23 protein-coding genes and 1 pseudogene are annotated in these 21,956 nt (G+C 70.4%); 15 read left to right on the top strand and 9 right to left on the bottom strand.

What is annotated here, in order from left to right:
* Positions 1 to 255 precede the first annotated feature (255 nt).
* From ACIQU6_RS41020 to ACIQU6_RS40995, 6 genes are all read left to right on the top strand, one after another.
* Positions 256 to 459 carry a hypothetical protein gene (locus ACIQU6_RS41020; RefSeq protein ID WP_403487166.1) on the top strand — a complete coding sequence of 68 codons (204 nt, stop codon included), beginning with the start codon at positions 256 to 258 and terminating at the stop codon, positions 457 to 459.
* Between the two features lie 168 nt (positions 460 to 627).
* Positions 628 to 903, top strand: a complete 276-nt coding sequence (locus ACIQU6_RS41015) for a hypothetical protein (RefSeq protein WP_403487164.1) — start codon at positions 628 to 630, stop codon at positions 901 to 903.
* 1,048 nt (positions 904 to 1,951) lie between these two features.
* Complete coding sequence (locus ACIQU6_RS41010; RefSeq protein ID WP_403487162.1) at positions 1,952 to 2,995, top strand: radical SAM protein; 1,044 nt, start codon at positions 1,952 to 1,954, stop codon at positions 2,993 to 2,995.
* The gene (amcA, locus tag ACIQU6_RS41005) at positions 2,976 to 3,188 is read left to right on the top strand and encodes a multiple cyclophane-containing RiPP AmcA (RefSeq protein WP_403487160.1); all 213 of its coding nucleotides are present in this window, start codon (positions 2,976 to 2,978) and stop codon (positions 3,186 to 3,188) included. Before ACIQU6_RS41010 ends, amcA begins: the two co-directional genes overlap by 20 nt.
* A gap of 66 nt (positions 3,189 to 3,254) precedes the next feature.
* Positions 3,255 to 3,929: a pentapeptide repeat-containing protein gene (locus tag ACIQU6_RS41000; RefSeq protein WP_403487158.1), complete on the top strand. Its 675-nt coding sequence runs from the start codon at positions 3,255 to 3,257 to the stop codon at positions 3,927 to 3,929.
* 16 nt (positions 3,930 to 3,945) lie between these two features.
* Complete coding sequence (locus ACIQU6_RS40995) at positions 3,946 to 4,665, top strand: hypothetical protein (protein WP_403487156.1); 720 nt, start codon at positions 3,946 to 3,948, stop codon at positions 4,663 to 4,665.
* A gap of 135 nt (positions 4,666 to 4,800) precedes the next feature.
* On the opposite strand, the pseudogene ACIQU6_RS40990 reads toward ACIQU6_RS40995, so the two are convergent.
* From ACIQU6_RS40990 to ACIQU6_RS40975, 4 genes and pseudogenes are all read right to left on the bottom strand, one after another.
* A pseudogene (locus ACIQU6_RS40990) lies at positions 4,801 to 6,387 on the bottom strand (fructose-specific PTS transporter subunit EIIC); the annotation flags it as partial.
* Entirely contained in the window at positions 6,380 to 7,468 is a 1,089-nt protein-coding gene (pfkB, locus tag ACIQU6_RS40985; RefSeq protein ID WP_403487170.1) for a 1-phosphofructokinase, read from the bottom strand. The pseudogene ACIQU6_RS40990 and the gene pfkB, both read right to left, overlap by 8 nt.
* Positions 7,469 to 7,532: 64 nt before the next feature.
* On the bottom strand, positions 7,533 to 8,303 hold the full coding sequence (locus ACIQU6_RS40980; protein WP_403487168.1) for a DeoR/GlpR family DNA-binding transcription regulator: 771 nt from the start codon (positions 8,301 to 8,303) through the stop codon (positions 7,533 to 7,535).
* A 409-nt stretch (positions 8,304 to 8,712) separates the two neighbouring features.
* The gene (locus tag ACIQU6_RS40975; RefSeq protein ID WP_403487154.1) at positions 8,713 to 9,714 is read right to left on the bottom strand and encodes an RNA polymerase sigma factor RpoD/SigA; all 1,002 of its coding nucleotides are present in this window, start codon (positions 9,712 to 9,714) and stop codon (positions 8,713 to 8,715) included.
* Between the two features lie 191 nt (positions 9,715 to 9,905).
* Here ACIQU6_RS40975 and ACIQU6_RS40970 point away from each other — a divergent pair, with 191 nt between their 5' ends.
* Together ACIQU6_RS40970 and ACIQU6_RS40965 are read left to right on the top strand one after the other, a co-directional pair.
* A complete protein-coding gene (locus tag ACIQU6_RS40970) occupies positions 9,906 to 10,421 on the top strand; it encodes a GNAT family N-acetyltransferase (RefSeq protein ID WP_403487152.1) in 516 nt (171 codons plus the stop codon).
* A 121-nt stretch (positions 10,422 to 10,542) separates the two neighbouring features.
* A complete protein-coding gene (locus ACIQU6_RS40965; protein WP_376566586.1) occupies positions 10,543 to 11,097 on the top strand; it encodes a hypothetical protein in 555 nt (184 codons plus the stop codon).
* 92 nt (positions 11,098 to 11,189) lie between these two features.
* Here the strand turns inward: ACIQU6_RS40965 and ACIQU6_RS40960 are convergent, their stop codons facing one another.
* Positions 11,190 to 11,768 (bottom strand): pyridoxamine 5'-phosphate oxidase family protein, encoded by a 579-nt coding sequence (locus ACIQU6_RS40960; RefSeq protein ID WP_403487150.1) that lies wholly within the window; start codon positions 11,766 to 11,768, stop codon positions 11,190 to 11,192.
* Positions 11,769 to 12,044: 276 nt separating this feature from the next.
* Between ACIQU6_RS40960 and ACIQU6_RS40955 the strand changes: the two genes are divergently transcribed.
* Both ACIQU6_RS40955 and ACIQU6_RS40950 read left to right on the top strand, forming a co-directional pair.
* Positions 12,045 to 13,097: a questin oxidase family protein gene (locus tag ACIQU6_RS40955; protein ID WP_403487148.1), complete on the top strand. Its 1,053-nt coding sequence runs from the start codon at positions 12,045 to 12,047 to the stop codon at positions 13,095 to 13,097.
* Positions 13,098 to 13,242: 145 nt separating this feature from the next.
* A complete protein-coding gene (locus ACIQU6_RS40950; RefSeq protein WP_403487146.1) occupies positions 13,243 to 13,740 on the top strand; it encodes a MarR family winged helix-turn-helix transcriptional regulator in 498 nt (165 codons plus the stop codon).
* 238 nt (positions 13,741 to 13,978) lie between these two features.
* Here ACIQU6_RS40950 and ACIQU6_RS40945 read toward each other — a convergent pair whose 3' ends face one another.
* Positions 13,979 to 15,496 carry an MFS transporter gene (locus tag ACIQU6_RS40945; RefSeq protein ID WP_403487144.1) on the bottom strand — a complete coding sequence of 506 codons (1,518 nt, stop codon included), beginning with the start codon at positions 15,494 to 15,496 and terminating at the stop codon, positions 13,979 to 13,981.
* Positions 15,497 to 15,834: 338 nt separating this feature from the next.
* Positions 15,835 to 16,500: a TetR/AcrR family transcriptional regulator gene (locus tag ACIQU6_RS40940; protein WP_403487142.1), complete on the bottom strand. Its 666-nt coding sequence runs from the start codon at positions 16,498 to 16,500 to the stop codon at positions 15,835 to 15,837.
* A 509-nt stretch (positions 16,501 to 17,009) separates the two neighbouring features.
* Here ACIQU6_RS40940 and ACIQU6_RS40935 point away from each other — a divergent pair.
* Positions 17,010 to 18,653, top strand: coding sequence for a M6 family metalloprotease domain-containing protein (locus ACIQU6_RS40935; RefSeq protein WP_403487140.1), 1,644 nt, complete (start codon positions 17,010 to 17,012; stop codon positions 18,651 to 18,653).
* Here ACIQU6_RS40935 and ACIQU6_RS40930 read toward each other — a convergent pair.
* The gene (locus tag ACIQU6_RS40930; protein WP_403487138.1) at positions 18,650 to 19,294 is read right to left on the bottom strand and encodes a TetR family transcriptional regulator; all 645 of its coding nucleotides are present in this window, start codon (positions 19,292 to 19,294) and stop codon (positions 18,650 to 18,652) included. The two genes, ACIQU6_RS40935 and ACIQU6_RS40930, sit on opposite strands and share 4 nt — an antisense overlap.
* A gap of 145 nt (positions 19,295 to 19,439) precedes the next feature.
* Between ACIQU6_RS40930 and ACIQU6_RS40925 the strand changes: the two genes are divergently transcribed.
* The 3 genes from ACIQU6_RS40925 to ACIQU6_RS40915 all read left to right on the top strand — a co-directional run bounded on the left by ACIQU6_RS40925 (position 19,440) and on the right by ACIQU6_RS40915 (position 20,620).
* The gene (locus tag ACIQU6_RS40925; protein WP_383420942.1) at positions 19,440 to 19,604 is read left to right on the top strand and encodes a hypothetical protein; all 165 of its coding nucleotides are present in this window, start codon (positions 19,440 to 19,442) and stop codon (positions 19,602 to 19,604) included.
* Positions 19,601 to 19,867: a hypothetical protein gene (locus ACIQU6_RS40920; RefSeq protein ID WP_403487136.1), complete on the top strand. Its 267-nt coding sequence runs from the start codon at positions 19,601 to 19,603 to the stop codon at positions 19,865 to 19,867. The genes ACIQU6_RS40925 and ACIQU6_RS40920 overlap by 4 nt, the downstream gene beginning before the upstream one ends.
* A 312-nt stretch (positions 19,868 to 20,179) precedes the next feature.
* The gene (locus ACIQU6_RS40915) at positions 20,180 to 20,620 is read left to right on the top strand and encodes a hypothetical protein (protein WP_403487134.1); all 441 of its coding nucleotides are present in this window, start codon (positions 20,180 to 20,182) and stop codon (positions 20,618 to 20,620) included.
* Here the strand turns inward: ACIQU6_RS40915 and ACIQU6_RS40910 are convergent, their stop codons facing one another.
* Positions 20,621 to 20,959: a helix-turn-helix domain-containing protein gene (locus ACIQU6_RS40910; RefSeq protein WP_403487132.1), complete on the bottom strand. Its 339-nt coding sequence runs from the start codon at positions 20,957 to 20,959 to the stop codon at positions 20,621 to 20,623.
* Positions 20,960 to 21,427: 468 nt separating this feature from the next.
* On the opposite strand from ACIQU6_RS40910, the gene ACIQU6_RS40905 reads away from it, so the two are divergent.
* Positions 21,428 to 21,956: hypothetical protein (locus tag ACIQU6_RS40905; protein ID WP_403487130.1), on the top strand; the 529-nt coding region annotated here is incomplete at its 3' end.

The following is a 21,956-nucleotide window of genomic DNA, read 5'->3' as shown; positions in this document are numbered from 1 at the left end:
CATTCGAACAACCTGCCAGCACCACACCCCCCGGGCCAACGTTCCAACGGCGTGTCACATCACAACGAGGCAAAGGTTCGTTGATGCGGCACTAGGCCGCTGGGCCTGCAAGTCCGCCAAAAACCGAGTGCTCCGGTACGCCGCACCCTTGCTCGTCCTCGTGCTCTGCTCCACCCTCGGCGCCTTCGCCGCCGTGATCTGGCAGACGGAGAGCCACACCTGACCTAGCCACACCACGGCCATGGGAGGCGCCGGATGGCTGAGCCCTTACGACACGACATCACCGGCTGCCACGAGTGCAACGCCGAAGCGCACGCCGACGCACGTGCCGAGCAACAAGCCGAACAACAGGCTAAACAGCGCTACCCCGTAGGGCTCCTCGTTGCGGTCGGCTTCGCCATCCTGGCCGTCATCGCAGCCCACACCGGCCTTATGAAGCTGCTGTCACACCTGTTCTGACCAACCGTCATAGACCCCCGGCGCTGCACGCCGGGCGCGCTCCCTCCATGGGCCCTTTCACACCTTTCAGCCCGTCGGGAGCGCAACGCCACCCGGGCCCCACCCCACCCCGGGCCCGGGTGGCACCACCGCAAGCCACAAGCCCAACTGACCTGAAAGCCAACCGACATGGCGAAGACCCCGCGCCCACTGAAGCGCATCCGCGAACTCCTGGACGTAGAACTGCTCCGGCTCGAACGCCACACCGTCATGCTCAACGGAGCGCCCCAGTTCACCTACTTCCGCCTGTCCACTCTTGGGGGATTCCGCGCCGAATCCCTCGGTGACACCGGATGGTCCGCCCTCAAAAACTCGCGCACAGAGATCCCGCCCCAGATGAAACACATCTGGTTCACCCTGTTCGCCGTCGCAGTCTTGTCTTTCGTCCTCGGAGTCGGTTGGTGAGCCATAAAGCAATCACTACCGCCGTATTCGTGGCCCCCGGAACAAGCGAGTACCACACCACCCACGAATGCGTACGCCTGCAACGGCACGCAAAAGGCACGACGGTGGTCGTCTCCCTCATCAAAGCACGAGGAGCTGGCAAAAAACAGTGCACTCTCTGCCCCAAGTAGCCCCCGGCGCCGCGGATCGCCGTGCGCCCCTCTCCCCCCCTTCAGGAGTGCGCTACATGAAAGAGCGTGATGCCCACTATTCACGGAAACCGCCACCCCCAAGAGTTGCGATCCCCGTCCTGACCGTGGCGCTGCTGTCCATTGCCATTGGGGTGTGGGCGCTGTGCGCAGGCTGATCACGCCAGACCCCCGGCGGGTGCAGGCCGGCCGGGCGCGCTCCTCGCGGTGAGGCCCCAAAAACCACAGGCCCCAGTCCCCTGTTTTGCACGCAGGGGGGACGAAGTGGGGAGCGCGACGCCACCCGGGTCTACCCCCACCCCGACCCGGGTGGTCCAAAATCCCCCGCCCCGCGATCCCTGACGCGGTCGGTTTCCCGGGGCGGGTCAGAAAGAAACACATCTAAGAAAGTGAGCGTCCGTGGCGTTCGGAAAAAAGAGCAGTGACACCGTAAATTCGGTTAAGGCCGATGCTAAGCGGATTGCCAACGGTGACGAAGTCACCCCCGGTCACAATCTGACGTCGGCACAGCGGAAAGCTCTACTGCATGAGGTGCCCGGGGATATCCGTCAGCAGGGGCGGCGCGAAAGCACGCAGGACGAGGCCGCGAGGCGCAAGAAGTAGCAGCGATCGTCAGCGTACCAACGTTGGCGAATAACATCCTTTAACATCCACCCTCACTGATGGACGATCGGGAATTCCTCCAAGTCCGTGAGTCTCAGCGAGGGTGGATGGGCGCCAGGAAATGCGTACTGCCGTAATCCCTAGCATCAGCCATGCACCACTCGACCCCAATCGAGAGGAGCACAATGGGCACGTCCGTACGACTCGCGACCGTTCCACGTGCAGTGATCATGCAGCCCACTACTCTGTGCCTGCCGATGGACTGCACGTACTGCTACCTTCCGCTCCGCAAGATCAAGAACCTCATGCCGCTCCATGTGGCACAGGCCGTGGCGGAGCCCGTCAACGAGTGGGCCGCCAAGGATCCTGCGTTTGAGGTCGTGTGGCATGGTGGCGAACCCCTCTCCGCCGGCCGGGAACATCTGGCAGCGCTCATGGCCCCCTTTGAGAACGTGCAGCACAGCGTCCAGACGAACGCAGCCCTCATCGATGACGCCTGGTGCAAATTCTTGCTGGAGCACGACATGCATGTGGGCGTCAGCATCGACGGCCCCGAGGACATGAACCACCATCGCGTCACCCGTGCCGGCCATCCCGCCTTCCGCGTAATCATGCGAGGCATCCAGCGCTTACGCGCCCACGGGATCCCCTTCTCAGCCATCGCAGTTGTCTCCGACCCTGACCCGGCGACCGCTACCCGCTTCTACGAGTTCTTCGCTGAACTGGGCGTCACCGATCTCGGCGTGAATGTCGAAGAGGAGGAAGGCGTCAACCGCGGCGTACAGGAAGTCGATCCTGCACGGGCAACGGATTTCTGGGCCGCACTCGCAGACGCATGGAGCGCCAATCCGGTAGTCCGCCTGCGGGAGATATCGCGAGTGTTGGGGTTCGCCAGCTCCATCCTCCACGCTCAACCACCGGAGCCTGACCCTGCATCGGCGCTATGGGACCCCTTGCCCACGGTAGCCGTAGACGGCGGCGTGGTCCTGCTCTCCCCCGAACTGGCCGGCTTCAGCGACGAGAGGTTCGGCGACTTCACCACAGGCAACGTGCTCCGTGACCGCCTAGACCTCCTCGTGAGCGACGCCGACACCCGAACCCCTTGGATCACTGAGTTCCGGGATGGAGTGGAAGCCTGCGCACGCACTTGCGGGTACTTCGCGTTCTGCGGAGGGGCGCACCCCGCGAACCGCTACTTCGAGCACGGGGGCCGCATGGACGGCACCCGCACTCGATACTGCACAACCGCAAAAATCGCTCTCCTGGAAGGAGTCACACAACATGTCCACCGCCACCAATGACTTGACCTCCTCAGAGGCCAACACGTCCACAGCAGTTGACCTGATCCTCAGCGCAGGGGACGGCTTCCGTGCTCTGATCGGAGATACGTCGGTCGCCCCGACAGCACAGTTCGACAACCGCCCCACGTGGGACAACGCGGGCAACACCTTCGACAACCGCGCCACTTGGGATAACTGGAGCAAGAAGAAGTAGCAGGCACGAGGGGCAGGCTGCCGCGAGACGGCCTGCCCCTCCCATCTCGAACGCAGGAGCACCACCATGGAAACCCTCACCTTCGGTCGTGTCACCATCACCACGCCTGACCTCAACGAGCCGGGCCTGTACCTGTCTAACGTCAGTACCCTCAACAGCCCACGCGGCATGGTTCAGGACTTCGCGTACGTTGACGCTGACCTGCGCTCGCTCGAAATCGCTGATACTCAGCTCATCACCGGCCGGATCAACGGTGTCCGTTCACAGCGGACGCAGTTCGACGCCCTGAACCTGCACGGTGTGGAGATCACGGGCAGCGACCTCGGTGCAGGCCGCTGGAGTGCCAGCAAGCTGACCCGGGTGGCTCTGCGTGACTGCAAGCTGATGGGCGTCGAACTCGACGGTCTGACGTTGGACGATGTCCTGGTCGAGAACTGCAAACTGGATTACGCCACCTTCGCGGGCGTACGCGCTACCGGCCCCGTGGCGTTCGTCAACTGCGTGCTTACAGAAGCCACGTTCGCTGATTGCGACCTGACCGACGTCGTGTTCTCCGAGTGCACTCTCAGGCTGACCGAGTTCGGAGCGGGCCGATACCGGGATACCGATCTGCGGAGCAGCGACCTCTCCACCATCCGCGGCCTCACGAACCTGAAGAGGGTTCGGATCAACCCGGGACAGCAGGCCGAGCTTGCCGAGGCATTGATGGCCGAGCTCGACATTTCTGTCGGAGACGACTGATCCCAGGAGGTATGGCATGCCCCTGAACATCGCATACATCGACGCAGCCTCATTCCGTGCCCGATGCGAGATTTCCGCAGCCAGGACCGCCCAACGCGACGAGGACGCCTACGAGGCCGGGGCAGTCGTGCCCTCCGGCGCATGGCGCTCCTTGTCTCGGGCAGACGTCGAGCCAATCACCGCCCCCCGCTTTGCCTCAGGCAGCACTCTGGTCGAGATCGTCCGGCCACCATCCCATGAGGGGATACCGCTTGAGAACCTTGCCCATTCCATGGGCGACGCTGACGCGGTATTCCTCGGGCAGGCACTGGCTGAACCTGGGATGGTCACGACCACTAACAACTACCAAGACGGAAAGCTGATCGGGCTTCACCTGGACAACTGGGACAAGCTGAGGTTCGCCGACAGGCACACAGGGCGTCGTAGGCTCTGCCTCAACCTTGGGCCTGGAACCCGATACATCATCCTGGGCACCGTCGATGCACAGGCAGTGTGCCGCACCGTCCACCCCACTGCATACGCGCACCGTTACCCACACACTGAAGACTGCCGAGAGTATGTCGCAAGCGGACGTACGTTTCACATCGTCCGAATACGGCTCGCCCCTGGCGAGGGCTACATAGCGCCGACCGAATACCTCATTCATGACGGATCGACCCATGGTGACCGGCTCCCTTCGACGGCAGCTTTCTGGCTTGGCCATTGGCCGCGCGGAATCCTTCCATCGTTGGTCTAGCAGGGGCTTCCCAACCGTGGAGCCCCTTCATCGAAGCGCCAATTTTTCTATCTTTCCTGCGGTGCCGGGTTGTTGCTCGTGCCTCAGGTTCGAAGCGGGGCGGTGCCCTGCCCGGGGGGCTATGCGGCACGGGTGTGCGTATGATGTGCCTACAGGCTTCATGGGGCCACCCAGGTCGAAGCACATCATCAGGCCCAGCAGCACCCCGAGGATCACCGCGTTGGCGCCGGAGAGGTCGGAGAGCCAGCCGGTGAGCGCCTTTTGGAGCGCGGCGATCGGCTTGCCGACCACCAGGAACATCAGGAAGCCCACCAGCGCCGAGGAGACCAGCGGGATCACCACCACCGGCATGATCCCGCGCAACACCGGTGGCACGCTGACCCGTTGGATCGCCTGGACCACCGCGCCCGCCAACAGGCCGGCGATCAGCCCGCCCAGGAAGCCGGCGTTGACGGTCAGCGCGATCGCGCCGCCGACGAAGCCGGGGACGAGCCCGGGGCGGTCGGCCATCCCGTAGGCGATGAAGCCGGCCAGGACCGGGACGAGGAACCCGAAGGCGGTGCCGCCGATCTGGAAGAGCAGCGCCGCCCAACTGGCCGACTCGGTCCACACGAAGTGCTGTGCCACCGACGGGGCCTTGTCGACGGCGTAGCCGCCGATGGCGAAGGCCAGGGCGATCAGCAGGCCGCCGGCGGCGACGAACGGGACCATGTAACTGACGCCGGTCATCAGCCACTTGCGGAGCCGGGTGGCGTAGCCGTCGGCGGCCTCGGCGCCCCTGTCCATGGGGGCGGCGGGGCCGGCGGGGGCCGCGGTGGTCTCTCCGCGGGCCGCCTTCGCCCGCAGTTCGGCGATGAGTTCGGCGGGGCGGTTGATGCCCGCCTTCACCCCGACGTCGACGACCGGCTTGCCGGCGAACCGCTCGCGGTCCCGCACCTCGACGTCATGCGCGAGGAGCACGCCGTCGGCGGCCGCGACCAGCTCCGGGTCCAGGCGCCGGAAGCCGGCCGACCCCTGGGTCTCCACGGTGAGTTCGACGCCGGCCGCCCGGGCGGCCTTCTCCAGCGACTCGGCGGCCATGTAGGTGTGCGCGATGCCGGTGGGGCAGGAGGTGACGGCGACGATGCGGAAGGGGGCGGGGGACGGGGCGGTGTCGGCGGGGGTGGGCTCGGCTGCCGCCGGCTCATCCGCCTGCGGTTCGTCCGCCGCCGGTCCGTTTTCCGCCGTCGGTTCGGCCGCCGTGGGCTCGGCGGGTACGGGCGCGGCCGCCGCCGGCTCCTCGCCGCGGATGAGCGCCGCGGCGCGCGCCGGCTCGGTCTCCGACCGCAGCGCGCCCGTGAACGTCTCGTCCATCAACTGCCGGGCCAGCGACGAGAGGATCGACAGATGGTCCGCGTCGCCGCCGGTCGGGGCCGCGATCAGGAAGATCAGGTCGGCCGGGCCGTCCGCGGCGCCGAAGTCGATGCCGGCCGCGCTGCGCCCGAAGGCCAGCGTCGGCTCCGTCACATGCGCACTGCGGCAGTGCGGGATCCCGATGCCGCCGTCCAACCCGGTCGGCATCTGGGCCTCCCGGGCGGCCACGTCCGCCAGGAAGCCGTCGAGGTCGGTGACCCGCCCGGCGGCGGCCATCCGCTGCGCCAGCGAGCGGGCCGCGGCGTCCTTCGTTGCGGCGGACCGGTCGAGTTCGAGGTCGACCAGGTCCGCGGTGATCAGCTCACTCATCGCGGGCTCCCTTGCGCGCGGCACCGCCGGACGGGCGGTGGGGACGGGGTGAGAGGGGACGGGGCGGCAGGGCTCCGGTCGGTGCGGGGTCGGCCGGAAGTAGCGGGGGAGGAAGGGGAGTTGACGGCCGGGGGGCGGGCACCGGCTCCGTCAACGGCCGGTCGAGCGGTACGTCCGCGGTCACCGTGACCCGCCCCGGGGCCAGGTCCGACGGCGTCGGCATCAGGCTGCCGGGCAGCTGCACGGCGGCCGCGCCGTGTGCCACCGCGGCCGCCAGTGCCGGGGCGCCGCTGCCGCCCGCGGCGAGGAAGCCGGCGAGCGAGGCGTCCCCCGCGCCGACGTTGCTGCGCACCGCGGTGACCGGGGCGCTGCCGAAGTGGACGCCGTCCGCGTCGACGAGGAGCTGCCCGTCGGCGCCCAGCGAGGCCAGGACCGCGCGGGCGCCGCAGGAACGGAGCTCCTCGGCGGCCGCGACCGCGTCCCCGAGAGTGGCCAGCGGGCGGCCGACGGCCCCGGCGAGCTCCTCGGCGTTCGGCTTGACGACGTCGGGGCGTTCGCGGAGCGCCGCGGTCAGCGACGGGCCCGAGGTGTCCAGGGCGATCCGGGCGCCGGCGCGGTGCGCGCGGGCGACCAGTTCGGCGTACCACTCGGGCGCGAGGCCGCGCGGCAGGCTGCCGCAGCAGGCGATCCAGTCGGCGCCGGCGGAGCGCTCGCCGACCGTGGTCAGCAGCGCCTCGGACTCGTCGGCGGTGAGCTCGGGACCGGACGCGTTGATCTTCGTCAGGGTGCCGTCGGGCTCGGCGACGGCGATGTTGGAACGGGTCTGGCCGGCCACCGGGACGCCCGCCACCTCGATGCCCTCCTCGCGCAACAGCCCGGCCAGCGCCGCGCCCGCCGGGCCGCCCAACGGGAGCACGGCGAGGGTGCGGTGCCCGGCGGCGGCGACCGCCCGGGAGACGTTGACGCCCTTGCCGCCGGGGTCGATCCGGTCGGCGGTGGAGCGCAGGACGGCGCCGCGCTCCAGGGTCGGGACCTCGTAGGTGCGGTCGAGGCTGGGGTTGGGGGTGACGGTAAGGATGATCATGGGCGTTCCGGTCCGGCGGTGAGGGGGTGGGGGTGCGGGTGGCGGGGGCTGTCGCGCCCGGTCAGGCCCGGATGACTTCCGTTCCGGCGCGTTCGATGGCGAGGGCGTCCGCGGGGCTGAGCCCGGTGTCGGTGATCAGCAGGTCCACGTCCGACAGTTCGCCGAAGCGGGCGAAGTGCTGCTGCCCGAACTTGGCGGAGTCGGCCAGCAGCACCACCCGCCGGGCGGCGGCGATCAGCGCCCGCTTGACCGCGGCCTCGGCGAGGTCGGGGGTGGTCAACCCGCCGTCGAGACCGAAGCCGTTGGTCGCCAGGAAGAGCACGTCGGCGTTGATCTCCCGGTAGGAACGCAGCGCCCACTCGTCGACCGCGGCCCGGGTGCGGTGCCGGATCCGGCCGCCGACGAGGTGGAGGGTGAGGCCGGGGTGGTCGGCGAGGCGCGCGGCGACCGGCAACCCGTGGGTGACGACGGTGAGTTCGGCCTCCAGCGGGATCTCGGCGGCGAGCCGGGCGGCGGTGGTGCCGGCGTCGAGGATCACGCTGCGGGGGCCGTCGCCGCCGGGCAGTTCGGCCAGCGCGGCGCGGGCGATGCGCTGCTTCTCGTCGGCGGCGACCGCGTCCCGCTCGGCGAGGTCCGGCTCGAAGTCCAGCCGGCCGGCCGGGATGGCGCCGCCGTGTACCCGCCGGACCAGGCCGGCGCGGTCCAACGCCTTCAGATCGCGCCGCACGGTCTCGGCGGTGACCTGGAACTCCTCGGCGAGGGAGAGCACATCGACCCGCCCGCTCTCACGGGCGAGCCGCAGGATCTCCTGCTGGCGCTCGGGTGCGTACATCTGCGTCTGTGTCCGTTCCATGCCCGAACCTGTGGTTTTCCGGGATGCTACCGCCATCATTCCGACAAGTAAACAGATTCGGGCAATCAATCGGACCCAAACGGGCATGCCGACGGAGGAGAGCACGAAAACGGGACGCACGAGGGGGGGGCGGGCGCGGGCCCGACGCGGCATGGCGCCGCCGCCAGTCGTCGGCCGACGGCCGTCGGGCACACAACAGCCCCGATGCCGCTTCGGCACCGGGGCTCGCCCACGCGAAATCACCGCGCGCTCAGGGCGCGTACGGCCCGCACCGGCTCACGGCCGCACGGAATCACCACCCGCCGACCCGCGCAGCGGCCGGCCGCGGCGCACCCCCAACGGGCGCGCCTCCTGCGGAACGGGAGGACCGGGAGGACCGGGACGCGGCTCAGGCCGCCGCGTCGAACCCGGTGTCCCGCGCCATCCGCTTCAACTCCAGCAGCGCGTGCTTCTCGATCTGCCGGATCCGCTCACGGGTCAGACCGTGCTGCTTGCCGACCTCGGTCAGCGTGCGCTCCCGGCCGTCCTCGATGCCGTAGCGGGCCTTGATGATCGACGCGGTGCGCTGGTCGAGGCGGTCGATCAGGTCCTCCAGCTCCTCGCTGCGCAGCAGCGTGAGCACGGACTGCTCGGGGGAGGCCGCGGAGGTGTCCTCCAGCAGGTCGCCGAACTGGGTGTCGCCGTCGTCGTCGACCGACATGTTCAGGCTGACCGGGTCGCGGGCCCAGTCCAGGACGTCGGTGACCCGGGCGGCGGTGGAACCGAGCTCGCCGGCCACCTCCTCCGGCTCGGGGTCGCGGCCGTTCTCGCGGTTGAACTCGCGCTGCACCCGGCGGATCCGGCCGAGCTCCTCGACGAGGTGGACGGGGAGCCGGATGGTGCGCGACTGGTCGGCGATGGAGCGGGTGATGGCCTGGCGGATCCACCACGTCGCGTACGTGGAGAACTTGAAGCCCTTGGCGTAGTCGAACTTCTCGACGGCGCGGACCAGGCCGGCGTTGCCCTCCTGGATCAGGTCCAGCAGCGGGAGGCCGGAGCGCGGGTAACGGCGGGCCACGGCGACGACCAGGCGCAGGTTGGACCGGATGAAGACGTCCTTGGCCCGGTCGCCCTCGGCGGCCAGCGCTTCGAGCTCCTCACGGTCGGCACCGGCGGCGTTGCCGTCGGTGATCTCGCCGTCCAGGATCTGCCGGGCGTACACGCCCGCCTCGATGGTCTGGGACAGCTCCACCTCCTTGGCCGCGTCGAGCAGCGGCGTGCGCGCGATCTCTTCGAGGTACATGCCGACCAGGTCGCGGTCGGCGATGTCCCCGCCTGCTGCGCGAACGCTGTTGGCCTCGTCGGAACCGGAAGTGCTGGCCTGACGACGGGCGACGGCACGGGTTGCCATGCGGGTGCTCCCTTTGCGCTGAGTCGGTCGCGGGACGGTGGGGCGGGTCGTCGGGTTCGGGTACCGCCTGGTGGCCGGCCGAATGACCCGTCCGAAGGAAACAACGGCTGGAATCCGGACAGAATTCCCCTGCCGCGCCCCAATTTTTCTGATCTTGCAGTACCCTGCGCTGCCACTAGGGAGGGCGGGCGATGCACGGACGCGGGGAAACGCAGGTCAGGGCGGGCGCCGAGACGGACCTCACGGCCCTCACGGATCTCTACAATCACTACGTCCGTGAGACGGCCATCACATTCGACACGGAGCCCTTCAGCCCCGCACAACGTCGCCCGTGGTTGCTCTCCCACCCCAAAGACGGCCCGCACCGCCTTCTGGTTGCGCAGGGCGGCGACGGCACCCTCCTCGGCTACGCGACCAGCGGCCCCTTCCGCACGAAGGGCGCGTACGCGACCTCCGTGGAGACCAGCGTCTACTGCGCGCCGGAAGCCACCGGCCGGGGCGTCGGCACGCTCCTGTACGGCGCGCTCTTCGCGGCACTGGCGGACGAGGACGTGCACCGCGCCTACGCCGGGATCGCCCAGCCCAACGAGGCGTCCGCCCGCCTGCACGCCCGCTTCGCCTTCCGGCACATCGGGACGTTCGCTCAGGTGGGCCGGAAGTTCGACCGCTACTGGGACGTGGCCTGGTACCAGAAGGACCTGCGGTAGGCGGGCGGCCGGCCGCCATCGGCCGCGGCCACCGGCCCGGTTGGCGCCCGCTGATCCAGTTGACGCCACCGGCCCCCGGGTGTCGCCTGGACTGGAAGAGGGCGAACGAGAGGAGCCCGTCATGGACCAGCACGCGCACGGCGACCAGCCCGTCCACGGCGAGGGGCTGCCCGAGACGGCCCGCTCGCACGGCACCGTCGAACCGGAGCACGGCGCAACGGTCTCCACCCGCGCGGAGCGCTCCGCCACGGACACCGGGCGCCGCGTTCCGCTCCGCGTGACCCTCCCGGTCATCGCGGCGGTCTGCTTCGGCTGCTACACGATCTGGATGGCCCACACCGGCGGGACCAGCGGCGGCCGCGCCGCACTGCTCGGGCTGATCGCGGCGGTGGTCACCGGCGTACTCGGCGTGACGCTGGTGCACTTCCAGTCGACGATGCTGACCGAGACCCGGGCCGTGGCCTACGGCGCGCTCTTCGGCGCGTCGATGGGCTGGCTCTACTCCCTCGGCGGCAGCGCCCCCTCGGTCCTGCAGTCGGTGGCCTGGGGCCTGGGCATGTTCGGCGTGATGTTCCTCGTCTCCCTCTACGTCTTCCGGACCCATCGCGTGCGCGAGCCGCACGGTCCGCACCGCCCGCACGCGGCACGGCAGCACCGTCCGCACGCGGCGCACTGAGCGCCCGCCCCGCGCCGCCCGCTAACCCGGGCGGCGCGCTCGCGTCCGCACTCCCCGGCGCTCGCGTCCTCGTCCGTCCAGCAGTCGTGTCCTCACCCCTCCCGTAGCTGCGGATCCTCCGACGTCCGCCGTATGGTGCGCAGCGGCCGGCCGGGCCGCCAGACCTCCAGCTTCAGGAACGGCGGCTCGACGGACGTCCGCACCACCTCCGTCAGCTCCGCCCGGAAGAGGTGGAACGGCTCGGGCGGCTTGACCGCCGCCGCGTACCGGGCCTTCAGCCCGGGGTCGGTCTCCTCCACCGCCCGGCCGGCGACCCGGACGTCGCCATCGGCCAGCTCTCTCCCGCCACCGGGGTTGGCGTGCAGCGCGAAGCGGGGGTCCCGCCGCAGGTCCAGCGCCTTACGGGAGCCGGTCATCATGCCCAACCACAGCTCGCCGTGTCGGAAGTCCGCCTCCAGCCCGGTCAGCCGCGGCGCACCGTCCGCGCGCAGCGTGGCCAGGACGTGGTGTCGATACGCCTCGAACCGCTCCCGCACGGCCGCCGCGAACCCCGGCACCGCCGCCTCGACCGCCGCCCAACCGACCACTCTCCGGCGGCCGTTCGCCCCGCTCCCAGTCTCCCTCGCGCTCCCGATGCCGCTCCCGCTCCGCTGCCTCTCGCCACTCGTCATGGAGGCAAGCCTCCCGCCCATACCCGACACCTCCTGTCCGGAATCCCGCGCCGATGGCGTCCACTTCGCCCCAACGCCCCTCCGCATCCCATGACTTCAGCATCGCACCCACCACTGACAACGCCCCGGCGACGGCGTTGCCCACGCAACGCCCCGGCCGCCGACGCCCTCGCGGATCGCCCCCGCCGTACGACCAACGCCGTAGTCCCGCCGGCCGGTTCGGGTTCCGTCCGTGGTCCGTTACCCGGCGTCGGGGCGCGGACCTAGCCTCGGGCCATGGATACGACGAGCGGCACACTCGACGAAGCCCTGGAGCGCCTGCACGCCACCGGCCCCGAGTTCCGGGGCTTCCTCGCCAACCACGGCCCGATGGCCGTCGAGGCCCTGGTCCGCCACGGCCGGGCGAACGCCGTCCACCGCTGGCTCGACCTCTACGCGGCCCAGTTGGAGGACGTACCGAGCCCTCGGACCCCGCTCACCGACGCCAACTGGCGGGAGGCGCTGGGCGATCCGCTGCGGGTCACCGACTGGACCACGTACCTGACCCGCCAGGTCGCCGAGCGCCCCTGGCGCGAGGTGCTCGCCGAGTGGTGGCCCCGTCTGCTGCCCGGCATCGCGGGCGCCGCGACCCACCCGGTGATCCGCGTCGGCCACGCCGTGCGCACCCTGCTGGAACAGGGCGAAGAGGAGCCGCGGATCGTCGAGTTGGCGCACGCCATCGGCTACTGGGCGGCCCGCCACACCACCCTGCCGGTCTCCGTGCAGCCGCGCGGCACGACCCCGCCCGACGCGGCGCTGGCCGGCCTTCCGCACCTCCACGGCCAGCGGCTGTCGGTGGTCGAGGGGCTGCCCCAACTCGCCCACACGGAGGGCTGGTCCGACGCGGCGGACGCGCTGCGCGCGCCACGGGACCCGGAGGACGCGCGCGACCAACTGGCCGCACTGGTACGGGCCGCCACCCACCGCTACCTGGACTACGGCCACGGCGACGAGATCCTCCTGGTGCACTCGGCCACCGCCCCCAACGCGGTGCTGCGCACCCTCCCGGTGCTCCCCCGCGAGCTGTGGGCGCCCTCGCTCACCGCCGCCTGGGCGGCGAGCGCCGCCCTCACCTCCGTCTACTCCGCCGACGAGCCACTGCCGGCCCTCAAGGCGGGCGCGGTCACCCCGGAAGAGGTCTTCGAACGGGCCGCCGCGCACGGCGACGCGCATGCGATCAAGATGACCGACACCGCCCTCGACGTCGCCTCCTGGGCGGCGGACGGCGACGACCGCGCCCTGGCGGCCGCGCTCCGCTCGCAGGAGCTGATCACTCCCGGCGAGGGGTGAGCACGGCGAGCACCCCGGAGCCGGCGGGCCGGTGCCGGTCCACCGGTTCCAAACCGCCTCCGTCCCGCCCCGAAGCGCCGCATCTCAGCCGAAGACCTATTGTTAAAACTTAAATAACTCTCGAAGCGGTGAGAGAGTGGATGGCATGAGCAACGAACCCGCGACCGAGCCTCGCTGGCTCGACGACGAGGAGCAGCACGCCTGGCAGGCGTACCTCCACGCCACCACGCTGCTGGAGGACCACCTCGACCGTCAGCTCCAACGTGACGCCGGGATGCCGCACGTCTATTACGGCCTGCTCGTCCAGCTCTCGCGCGCGCCGCGGCGCCGCATGCGGATGACCGAGCTGGCCCAGAACGCCAAGATCACCCGGTCCCGCCTCTCCCATGCCGTCGCCCGCCTGGAGAAGAACGGCTGGGTCCGCCGTGAGGAGTGCCCCTCCGACAAGCGGGGCCAGAACGCCTATCTCACCGACGAGGGGATGCGGGTCCTGGAGAAGGCGGCCCCCGGACACGTCGCAGCCGTCCGGGCCGCGATCTTCGACCGCCTCACACCGGAACAGGTCGGCCAACTCGACGCGATCTGCTGCGTGATCGCGGACGGCCTCCAACCCCAAGGCGCCGACCTCCCCTGGCTCCGCTGACGCCCGGCGGAACGAGGGAAGGCCGGCGCAACGCCACGCCTTCGAGTGGTTTCACCCACGGGCCTACGGGCCTAGGGGCGTACGGATCTACGAGGACCCGCGGCGCCCACGGCCCATACGGGACCGGGGGCACGGTGCGGACCGGGGCACCGCACCGGCGGGGGCGCGGGGTCGCCGCGCGCTCCTGCGCCCGCCAACCCCGCGCCCCCGTGCCGTCATCGCACCGTGATCGGCGCCCTCAGTGCGCCATCACCGGGACCTGCACCTCCGACTCGTCGCCCGCGGCGTCGTCCGAGGAGGCCACCGGCGAACCGCCGCCCGGCCGCCCGGTGTTGACGAGCGTGAAGGCGAGCACCGCCGCCAGGGCCAGGATGCCCACCGCCCACCAGATGGCGGTGGTGTAGCCGTGCACCATCGACTCAAGCTTGAGCAGGTCGGCCGAGCGGGCGCCGGCCGCGTGCGCCGTCGCGTACGCGGTGGTGGCGCTGGCCGCGATGGTGTTCAGCAGTGCGGTGCCGATCGCGCCGCCGACCTGCTGCGAGGTGTTGACCATCGCGGAGGCGACGCCGGCGTCCCGCGGCTGGACCCCGTGCGTGGCCAGCGACATGGCCGGCATGAACGCGGTGCCCATGCCGAGGCCCATCAGCACGAAGCCGGGCAGGATCAGCCCCGGGTACGACGTGGTCAGGTCGATCTGGCTCAGCACCAGCATGCCGAGCGCGGCGACCGTGAAACCGGGAGCCATCAGCAGCCGCGGCCGCACCCGGGTCATCAGCCGCGCGCCGATCTGCGTGGAGCCGGTGATCATGCCCGCGACCATCGGGAGGAAGGCCAGGCCGGTCACCACCGGCGTGTACCCCTTCACGATCTGCAGGTAGTAGGTCAGGAACAGGAAGAGCCCGAACATCCCGATCACGGCCAGGCCGAGCGAGGCGTAGACCCCCGCGCGGTTCCGGTCGGCGACCACCCGCAGCGGCAGCAGCGGCGCCGCCACCTTCGACTCCACGAGGACGAACGCCAGCAGCAGCACGGCCGCCGCGACGAACAGGCCCAGCGTCGGGCCGGCCAGCCAGCCGTCGGACTCGGCGCGGGTGAACCCGTAGACCAGCGAGACCAGGCCGAGCGTCGCCAGGATGACGCCGGGCACGTCCAGACGGGAGCGGTTGCGGCCCTCCGCGGGCTCGCGGATGACCAGGACGGCGCCGGTCGCGGCGACCACCGCGAACGGGATGTTGACGAAGAACGTCCAGCGCCAGTTCATGTACTCGGTCAGCACACCGCCGAGGATCAGCCCGACCGCGCCACCGCCACCGGCGATCGCACCGAAGATGCCGAACGCCTTGGCGCGCTCCCGGGCTTCGGTGAAGGACACCGCGAGCAGGGACAGCGCGGAGGGCGCCAGCAGCGCGCCGAAGACGCCCTGGAGCGCCCGCGCGCCCAGCAGCATCGTTTCGTTGGCCGCGGCCCCGCCGAGCGCGGAGGCCACCGCGAAGCCGATCAGCCCGATGATGAAGCTCCGCCGACGGCCCCACAGGTCGGCGATCCGGCCGCCGAAGAGCAGCAGCCCGCCGAAGGCGAGGGCGTAGGCGGTGATGACCCACTGCCGGTTGGCGTCGCTGATCCCCAGGTCCTGTTGGGCCGAGGGCAGCGCGATGTTCACGATCGTCGAGTCGAGGACGACCATCAACTGGGCGAGGGCGATGAATATCAGCGCTTTCCAGCGCCGTGGGTCGACGGACGGGAGGGTTTCAGGCATGACGGGGTCCACCTAGTGGTGCGTAACGGAACGAGAGGACGCTCCAGCGGCCTGGGGAGCTCCGGGAGTTGCGGAAACTCGGGAGCCCGAGGAGCGCTGGGACGCCCAGGGGGAACTGGGAGAAGTGGGGGGAACTGAGGGAACTGGCTGGAAGCAGAGGGGGGACGTGCGGGGAGGTGCGGGCGGGGACATACGGGTCCGACGAGTCGGGCGGGGCAGACAGGTCGGACGGGTCAGACGGGTCAGGTGGTTCGAACGGGAGCGGAGGTCACTGCGCCCGCGGGGGACGGAGGCATCGGGCGGTGGTGCCCAGAGGGAGGAGCGCGACGGGCCGGCAGCTACCGGACCCCGCACCTCCCGGCCCCACGGCGCCTCAGGTCCTCCAACGTGGCGGCGGCACCGGGCAGTTCGGATCGGCCCGGCGCCCGCAGACCGTCCAGGAACAGCTGGAGGTGCCGGTGCACGAACCCGTCGAAGTCGAGGCAGGCGCCGCCGGGCAGCGGGCGGGTGAGCTGGGTGAGCGCGACCATCAGGTCACCGACGGCGATGTCGGTGCGCAGTTGGCCGCTGTCACGCGCGGCGCCCATGACGGCCTCCACGGCCGCGTCCAGGCGCTCGCGCGCGGCGAGCAGTTCGGGACGGGCGTGGTCGACGCCGTCGGAGAGCAGCGGACACAGCGCGCCGATCCGCTCCTCCACCGCGTCGTGGGCGAAGCGCCGCAGCGCTTCGAAGGCATCCGGCTCCTCGGCGAGTGCGCGCTCCGCGCGGTCCGCGATACGGGACATGACGGAGAGCGTGACGTGGTGGATCAACTCCTGGCGATCGGCGAAGTGACGGTAGAGCGTCGCATTGCCGACACCCGCGCGTCGAGCGATTTCATCGAGCGGGACCTCGGCCCCGAACTCGACCATCGTCTCCCGCGCGGCCGCGATGATCCGCTCGCGGTTGCGCACCGCGTCGGCCCGCAGCCGCGGCGCTGCACACGTCAGACCCACCGTGGTCACGTCGGCACACTCCCTTCGCTGTCACCGCATCCACCGAGCCCGGGACGGCCCCGGAACCGGAGAAGCTCCTCTGGAACCGGGGACCCACCGCCGGCACCGGCCCCCAGAAGCGGAACCGGAACCGGGGAAGCACTCCCCGCTTCCTCCAACACCCAGCTAAACGGGGACCGGTTCCCCGGATATTTCCCGACCGGCATGTGACCTGGGACACGCGCCCGCGACCGCCCCCGAACACGGGCCCGCCCCGAGCACACCCCCGCCCCCTCCCGCCACCCGCACCGGGCAGCCGGCGTAAGCCCGCCCCGCCAGCCATCCGCACCACACCGCCCCTCCATTTGACGCATCCCCACGCGCGAGCGACCATCCGCCGCCGCAGGCTGAACACCATGAGTCAGATGGCACCCGCACCATGAGGCGAAGGGCAGGCCCACACCCCGTCAACCACACCGCGGAGACCGGCAAACACCTCGCAGACTCCCCGCAGACACCGGCAAGTACGAGGCAGCCCCATGCGCACCCTGACGCACACGCTCTGCGCCGCCCTGGCCACGACCGTCACCTGTGCGGCCGCGGCCATCGCCCTGACCACGCCCCCCGAAGCCGTCGCGGCCACACCCCCACCGCCCCACGACCCGCACACCACGCCCCCCTCCACTCCCGCACCGCACGCCACCCACACCAAGCCGGTCCCCGCACCCCCCAGCACCCCCAAACCCACCAGCCCGGCCAGCACCACCAAACCCACCAGCCCGGTCACCACCCACCCCGCCAAGCCGACCGACCCTGCCAAGCCCACCAGCCCCGCCAAGTCCACCAGCCCTGCCAAAACCACCGTCCCCGCCAAGCCCACCGTCCCCCCGAAGCCCCCCATTTCCACTCCCACTCCCAGTCCCGCCCCCAGTCCCGCTCCCGCTCCCACGCCCTCACCCCCGCGCATCGCGCCCCGTAAGCCCCCGGCCCCGCCCGCCCCGGCGCGCCCCAGCGGCCCCTGTGCCCTCCCCGGCATCACCGACAACGTCTCCGAGGCCGCCCCCACCCCCGCCGGCTACGCCCGCGCCTCCGGCACCGTCCGGGCCCTGACCCTCTTCGTCGACTTCCCGGACGCCCCCGCCACCCTCTCCCCCATGGCGCGCTTCGCCGAGTTCTTCCCGGCCGCGACCGACTACTTCCGGGTCAGCTCATACGGGCGGATGACCTACGTCCCCAAGCCCCTCTTCCGCTGGATCCGGATGTCCCACCCGTTGGCGGCCTACGGCATCAACCGGGGCGCCAACTTCGACCCGTCCTCGAACACCGGCTACTACGCCCTGGCCCGCGAACTCGTGCACGCCGTCGACCCGTTCGTCGACTTCCGCGACTACGACGTCATCAACGTCATCGCCTCCCCCAACGCGGGCCCGCCCGCCACCCGCACGGTCTGGTCGGTCACCTTCAGCGGCGGCGACCTGGGGATGAAGACCGGCCGCGGGGCGCCCTTCCGGAACGTCTCGTTCATCTGGAGCCGGCAGACGGGCCTGAGCGCCTTCCGGGTCCTCAACCACGAGAACGCGCACGCCTTCGGCCTGCCCGACCTCTACTACAACAACGACCACGACGGCCCGACCCCGGTGGGCCACTGGGACCCGATGGACGAGGACTGGGGGCCGAGCAACGACTTCTTCGGCTGGCACAAGTGGAAGATGGGGTGGCTCACCCCTGGCCAGGTGCACTGCGCGCCGGCGGGCGGCGCGCCCGCCGAACACGTCCTGTCGCCGATCTCCACTCCCGGCGGCGCCAAGATCGTCGTCGCCCCGACCGGCCCGCACACCGCGTTCGTCGTAGAGGCGCGCGCCAGCGGCCTGTTGGACCCGATCGTCTGCCGCCCCGGCATCCTCGTCTACCACGTGGCCACCAACGTCCCCACGGGCCGCGCCCCCATCCGCGTCGTCGACGCCACCCCGCACAGCCGCGGCTGCTACGGCGACGCCCGTTACGTCGACCCGGACATGACGGACGCCACCTTCCGCCCCGGCGAGACCTACACCGACCGCGTCAGCGGCGTCGGCGTCACCGTCCTGACCGAGAACACCGACGGCACCTACCGCGTCCGCGTCACCCCCGCGCACGCCGCGGCACCGCCCCACCCCCCGCTGACCCGGCCCCACCCCGGCTAACGCCCGCCCTCCTCCTTCCAGTGCCGCCGCCCGATGCTGATCAACCGCAGTTGCCGTCGCGCCCGCCACACCACCCGCCCGACCGCGTCCTCGCCGCCCTCCTCCCGGGCGTCGAGCAGCTCCGCCGCGGTCGTCACCAGCCGGTCGACGTACAGTTCGGCCAGCATCCGCACGTCCTCGTCCCGCCAACCGGCCGACACCTGCTGCGACTTGAGCGCCTCCGCGACCTCCGTCACGAACCGCTCCAGCTCCTCCGCGATGGCGTGCCGCACGGCCCGCACGCCGCCGCGCCGCTCGCGGGCCACGAACCGTACGTGCGCGGGGTGTTCGCGCACGAGCCGCTCGACCACCGCGACCGTGCGGTCTATCCGCTCCTCCGCCGCGTCCTGCTCGGCGAGGATCGCCCGCACCATCGCGTGCAGGCTGCCCAGCGCCTCCTCGACGAGCGCCACGCCCAACTCCCCCAGATCCCGGAAGTGTCGGTAGAACGCGGCCGGGGCGACGCCCACCACCCGGGTCACCTCACGCAACCCCAGGCTGCTCAGGCTCTGCTCCGCCAGCAGCCCGAGCGCCGCGTCCAGCAGCGCCTGACGGGTCTTCTGCTTCTGCGCCTGGCGGACTCCGCCCTCACTGTGACTCATGTCATCCAGTAAACAACCGTTCTCCGAAGCGCTCCACCCACCCCCGGTCGTACACTGAGGAAGTCAGTGAACAACTGTCCGCTGAAGCTCCCCGTGGGCCCCTACCCGGCCCGCCCCGGAGTCGGCCCTTCCGGAAAGGCAGACCATGCTCTTCCTCGTCGCAGCCCTCCTCCTGATGGGGATCGCGCTGGGCACCGCGGCGCACCTCCCCGTCCCGGTCACCCTCGCCGCCGGCGCCGCCATCGCCGTCTGGCTCCTCGTCTTCTACCTGCGCGAACGCCGCCACCACACCGAGGGGACCCCCCGATGACCACCCTCACCAGCCCCAAGCCCGCCGCCCGCCTCGACGCGGACGGCATGGCCGTCGCCTCCTTCGTCCTCGGCCTCGTCGGCACCCTGGTCCTCAACCTCGTCCTGGGCCCCTGCGCGCTGGTCCTCGGCGCCCTCGCCCTGACCCGCGGCACCACCCGCCGCGGCCGCGCCGCCCTCGGCCTCGCCCTCGGCGCCGCCGACCTGCTGCTCCTCGCGGCCCTCACCGCCGCCGACGGCACCCTCAGCTGGCACCTCGGCTGACCCACCGAACCGCCCGCACCCACCCGTGCCACACCGGCCATCCGCTACGCTTGTCGCCGGATCGGATCACCCCGATCCCCCCGCCTCCGTGGGGCTTGTAGAAAACTCCGTCGTCGCAGGTCAGAGGTGGGCGCCGCGAGGCAAGCGCAACGGCCGACTGTGGTTCTGGGAACGCTGAGGCCATCGCTGCAGGTCAGGCTCGGGGTTTGACGGTTTCAACAGTGGGCTTGAACGAATCGGCGCTGGCTCAGCGGTTCAGTGCATAGGCGCTGCTGGCGTGCTTTCACGCGGTGAGGCGTCGAGCTTGGGCGCATGACCCGGCTTCCTTCCTGTACACCGCGCTTTGTCCTGATCGCTTTGCTCTCCTATGACGGCCAAGCGGTTTTGTTGTGCCGTCCAGGTGGCGCGGAGGCTTGGCGGCCGGTGCACATCACCCTGCCCGAGGGGCACACCGTCGCGGCATCGGTGCGGCGATGGGTTCGGTGCGCCTATATCGGTGAGGTGCGGTGGGGCTCGGTCACGGGGCGCCTGCGAGTGCCGCGACATGGCGTCGGCCCGTTGGAGGCGGAGGTTGTCATCGTGAAGGCGACCGCGCCGGTGGGTGCCGGGCAGTTCGGTGCGTCGGCGTGCTGGTGGCCCCTGGCCCGGTTGCCCGAGTCTGGTGTGGCCCTGTTTCCCATGGAGCTCGGGCTTTTGCTCCAGGGGTACGTCGAGGGCTGGATTCCGGACGGGGAAATCACTTTGGACGCGTAGTCACTGGTCGGCGTGTTCAGCACGCTGGACTGCGGCGCGGACGGCGTGGGGGCCGGGCCAGAGCTGGTGGCTTAGGGCGTCCTCTAGGCGGATGAGGGTGCCGATGTCGGGGAGGACGTCGCCGGTCAGGACGCGGGCGACGGTGGAGTGGGCGATGCCGGCGCGGCTGGAGACGTCTCTGAGGGATAGTTCGCGGGTGGTCAGGAACTGGTCGAGGTTGCGGGCCAGAAGTAGACCGCAGTGGGCGCTGAGCGGGGCGCCGGGCATGAGGGTGGTCTCGGGCCAGATGCCGTGGAGGATGTAGCGGCGGGGGTTCTTGTCGTTGCTGCTCCTGGGCATGGGCTGATAGTGCCACGGCACGGCCCCGTGGTTTCACACTGCGCGGTCGGGGATATGAATGCCGGCCTGGCACGACCGCACCGTCGTTGGGCGCGGGGCGGGTTCTGCGGACACGCTGCGCGGAGCGCATGGGATGGCGCCCAGGTATGCATAACCCGAGTATGCAAAACGGGACGTCCGCGAGTCACCGAAGGTCCATGAATAGGCCCCTTAACAGCCCAACTGCCCTGATTTCCAGGGAGGTTTCAGGCGCCCGGTACGCCGCGGGGCCGCACGGAGATGGTTCGACTCGCCTGACCCGTCGGGGTGTTGCTGTTGCGCGGCGCGCAGGTATGGCGACTATGCAAGGGGAACGTCAACACAGTGCACAGCCAAGCCCCCTTCAGGCTTTGTTAGTTGGCTCAGGCTGCATCTGTTACTCACGGACGGTTATGGTGAGTCGCAAGGTGCAGTCGGGAGGGGCGGGTTATGGCGGTAGCAGCAGGCGGGGTGAGCAATCCGCTGCTGGACCACCTTGAGCAGATCACGGAGATCGAGGAGGCCAAGCAGGCCGATGCCGATCGGTCTGTGTCCGCAGCGCAGAGTGCTTTTCTCAATGCCCGAGAGACCTTGCAGAAAGCACAAGCTGATCAGCATGTCGCTGTCGAACGAACCGCCATCGCCCGGCAGACACTCACGACAGTGCGCCAGTACTTTTCGTGCCTCACCGCGGGTGCGGCCGCGCCGGAGGCGCACCCGGACGAAGAGCCGACTGATGGGCAGCGGCCTTCTGGTGGAGGCAGGCGCTCGGCCAGGAAGGCATCCGGCCGCAATGGGTCGTCTATCGAGTCGTTGGTGCTGAAGGAGCTTGCCTGCGGTGCGGAGATGACGGTGGGCGTGATTTTTGAAGGGGTACTGGGAAACCCGACTTCATCAGTAGGCGGGCACACGTGGTCGGTGGGTTTGGTGGTTGACCTGCGGGAATGTCATGCGGGGCTGCCGGAGGCGTGTGTCCACG

It is taken from the genome of Streptomyces sp. NPDC090442 (assembly GCF_044769405.1).
Classification (GTDB): Bacteria; Actinomycetota; Actinomycetes; order Streptomycetales; family Streptomycetaceae; genus Streptomyces.
This window is presented reverse-complemented; position numbering and strand designations above follow the sequence as displayed.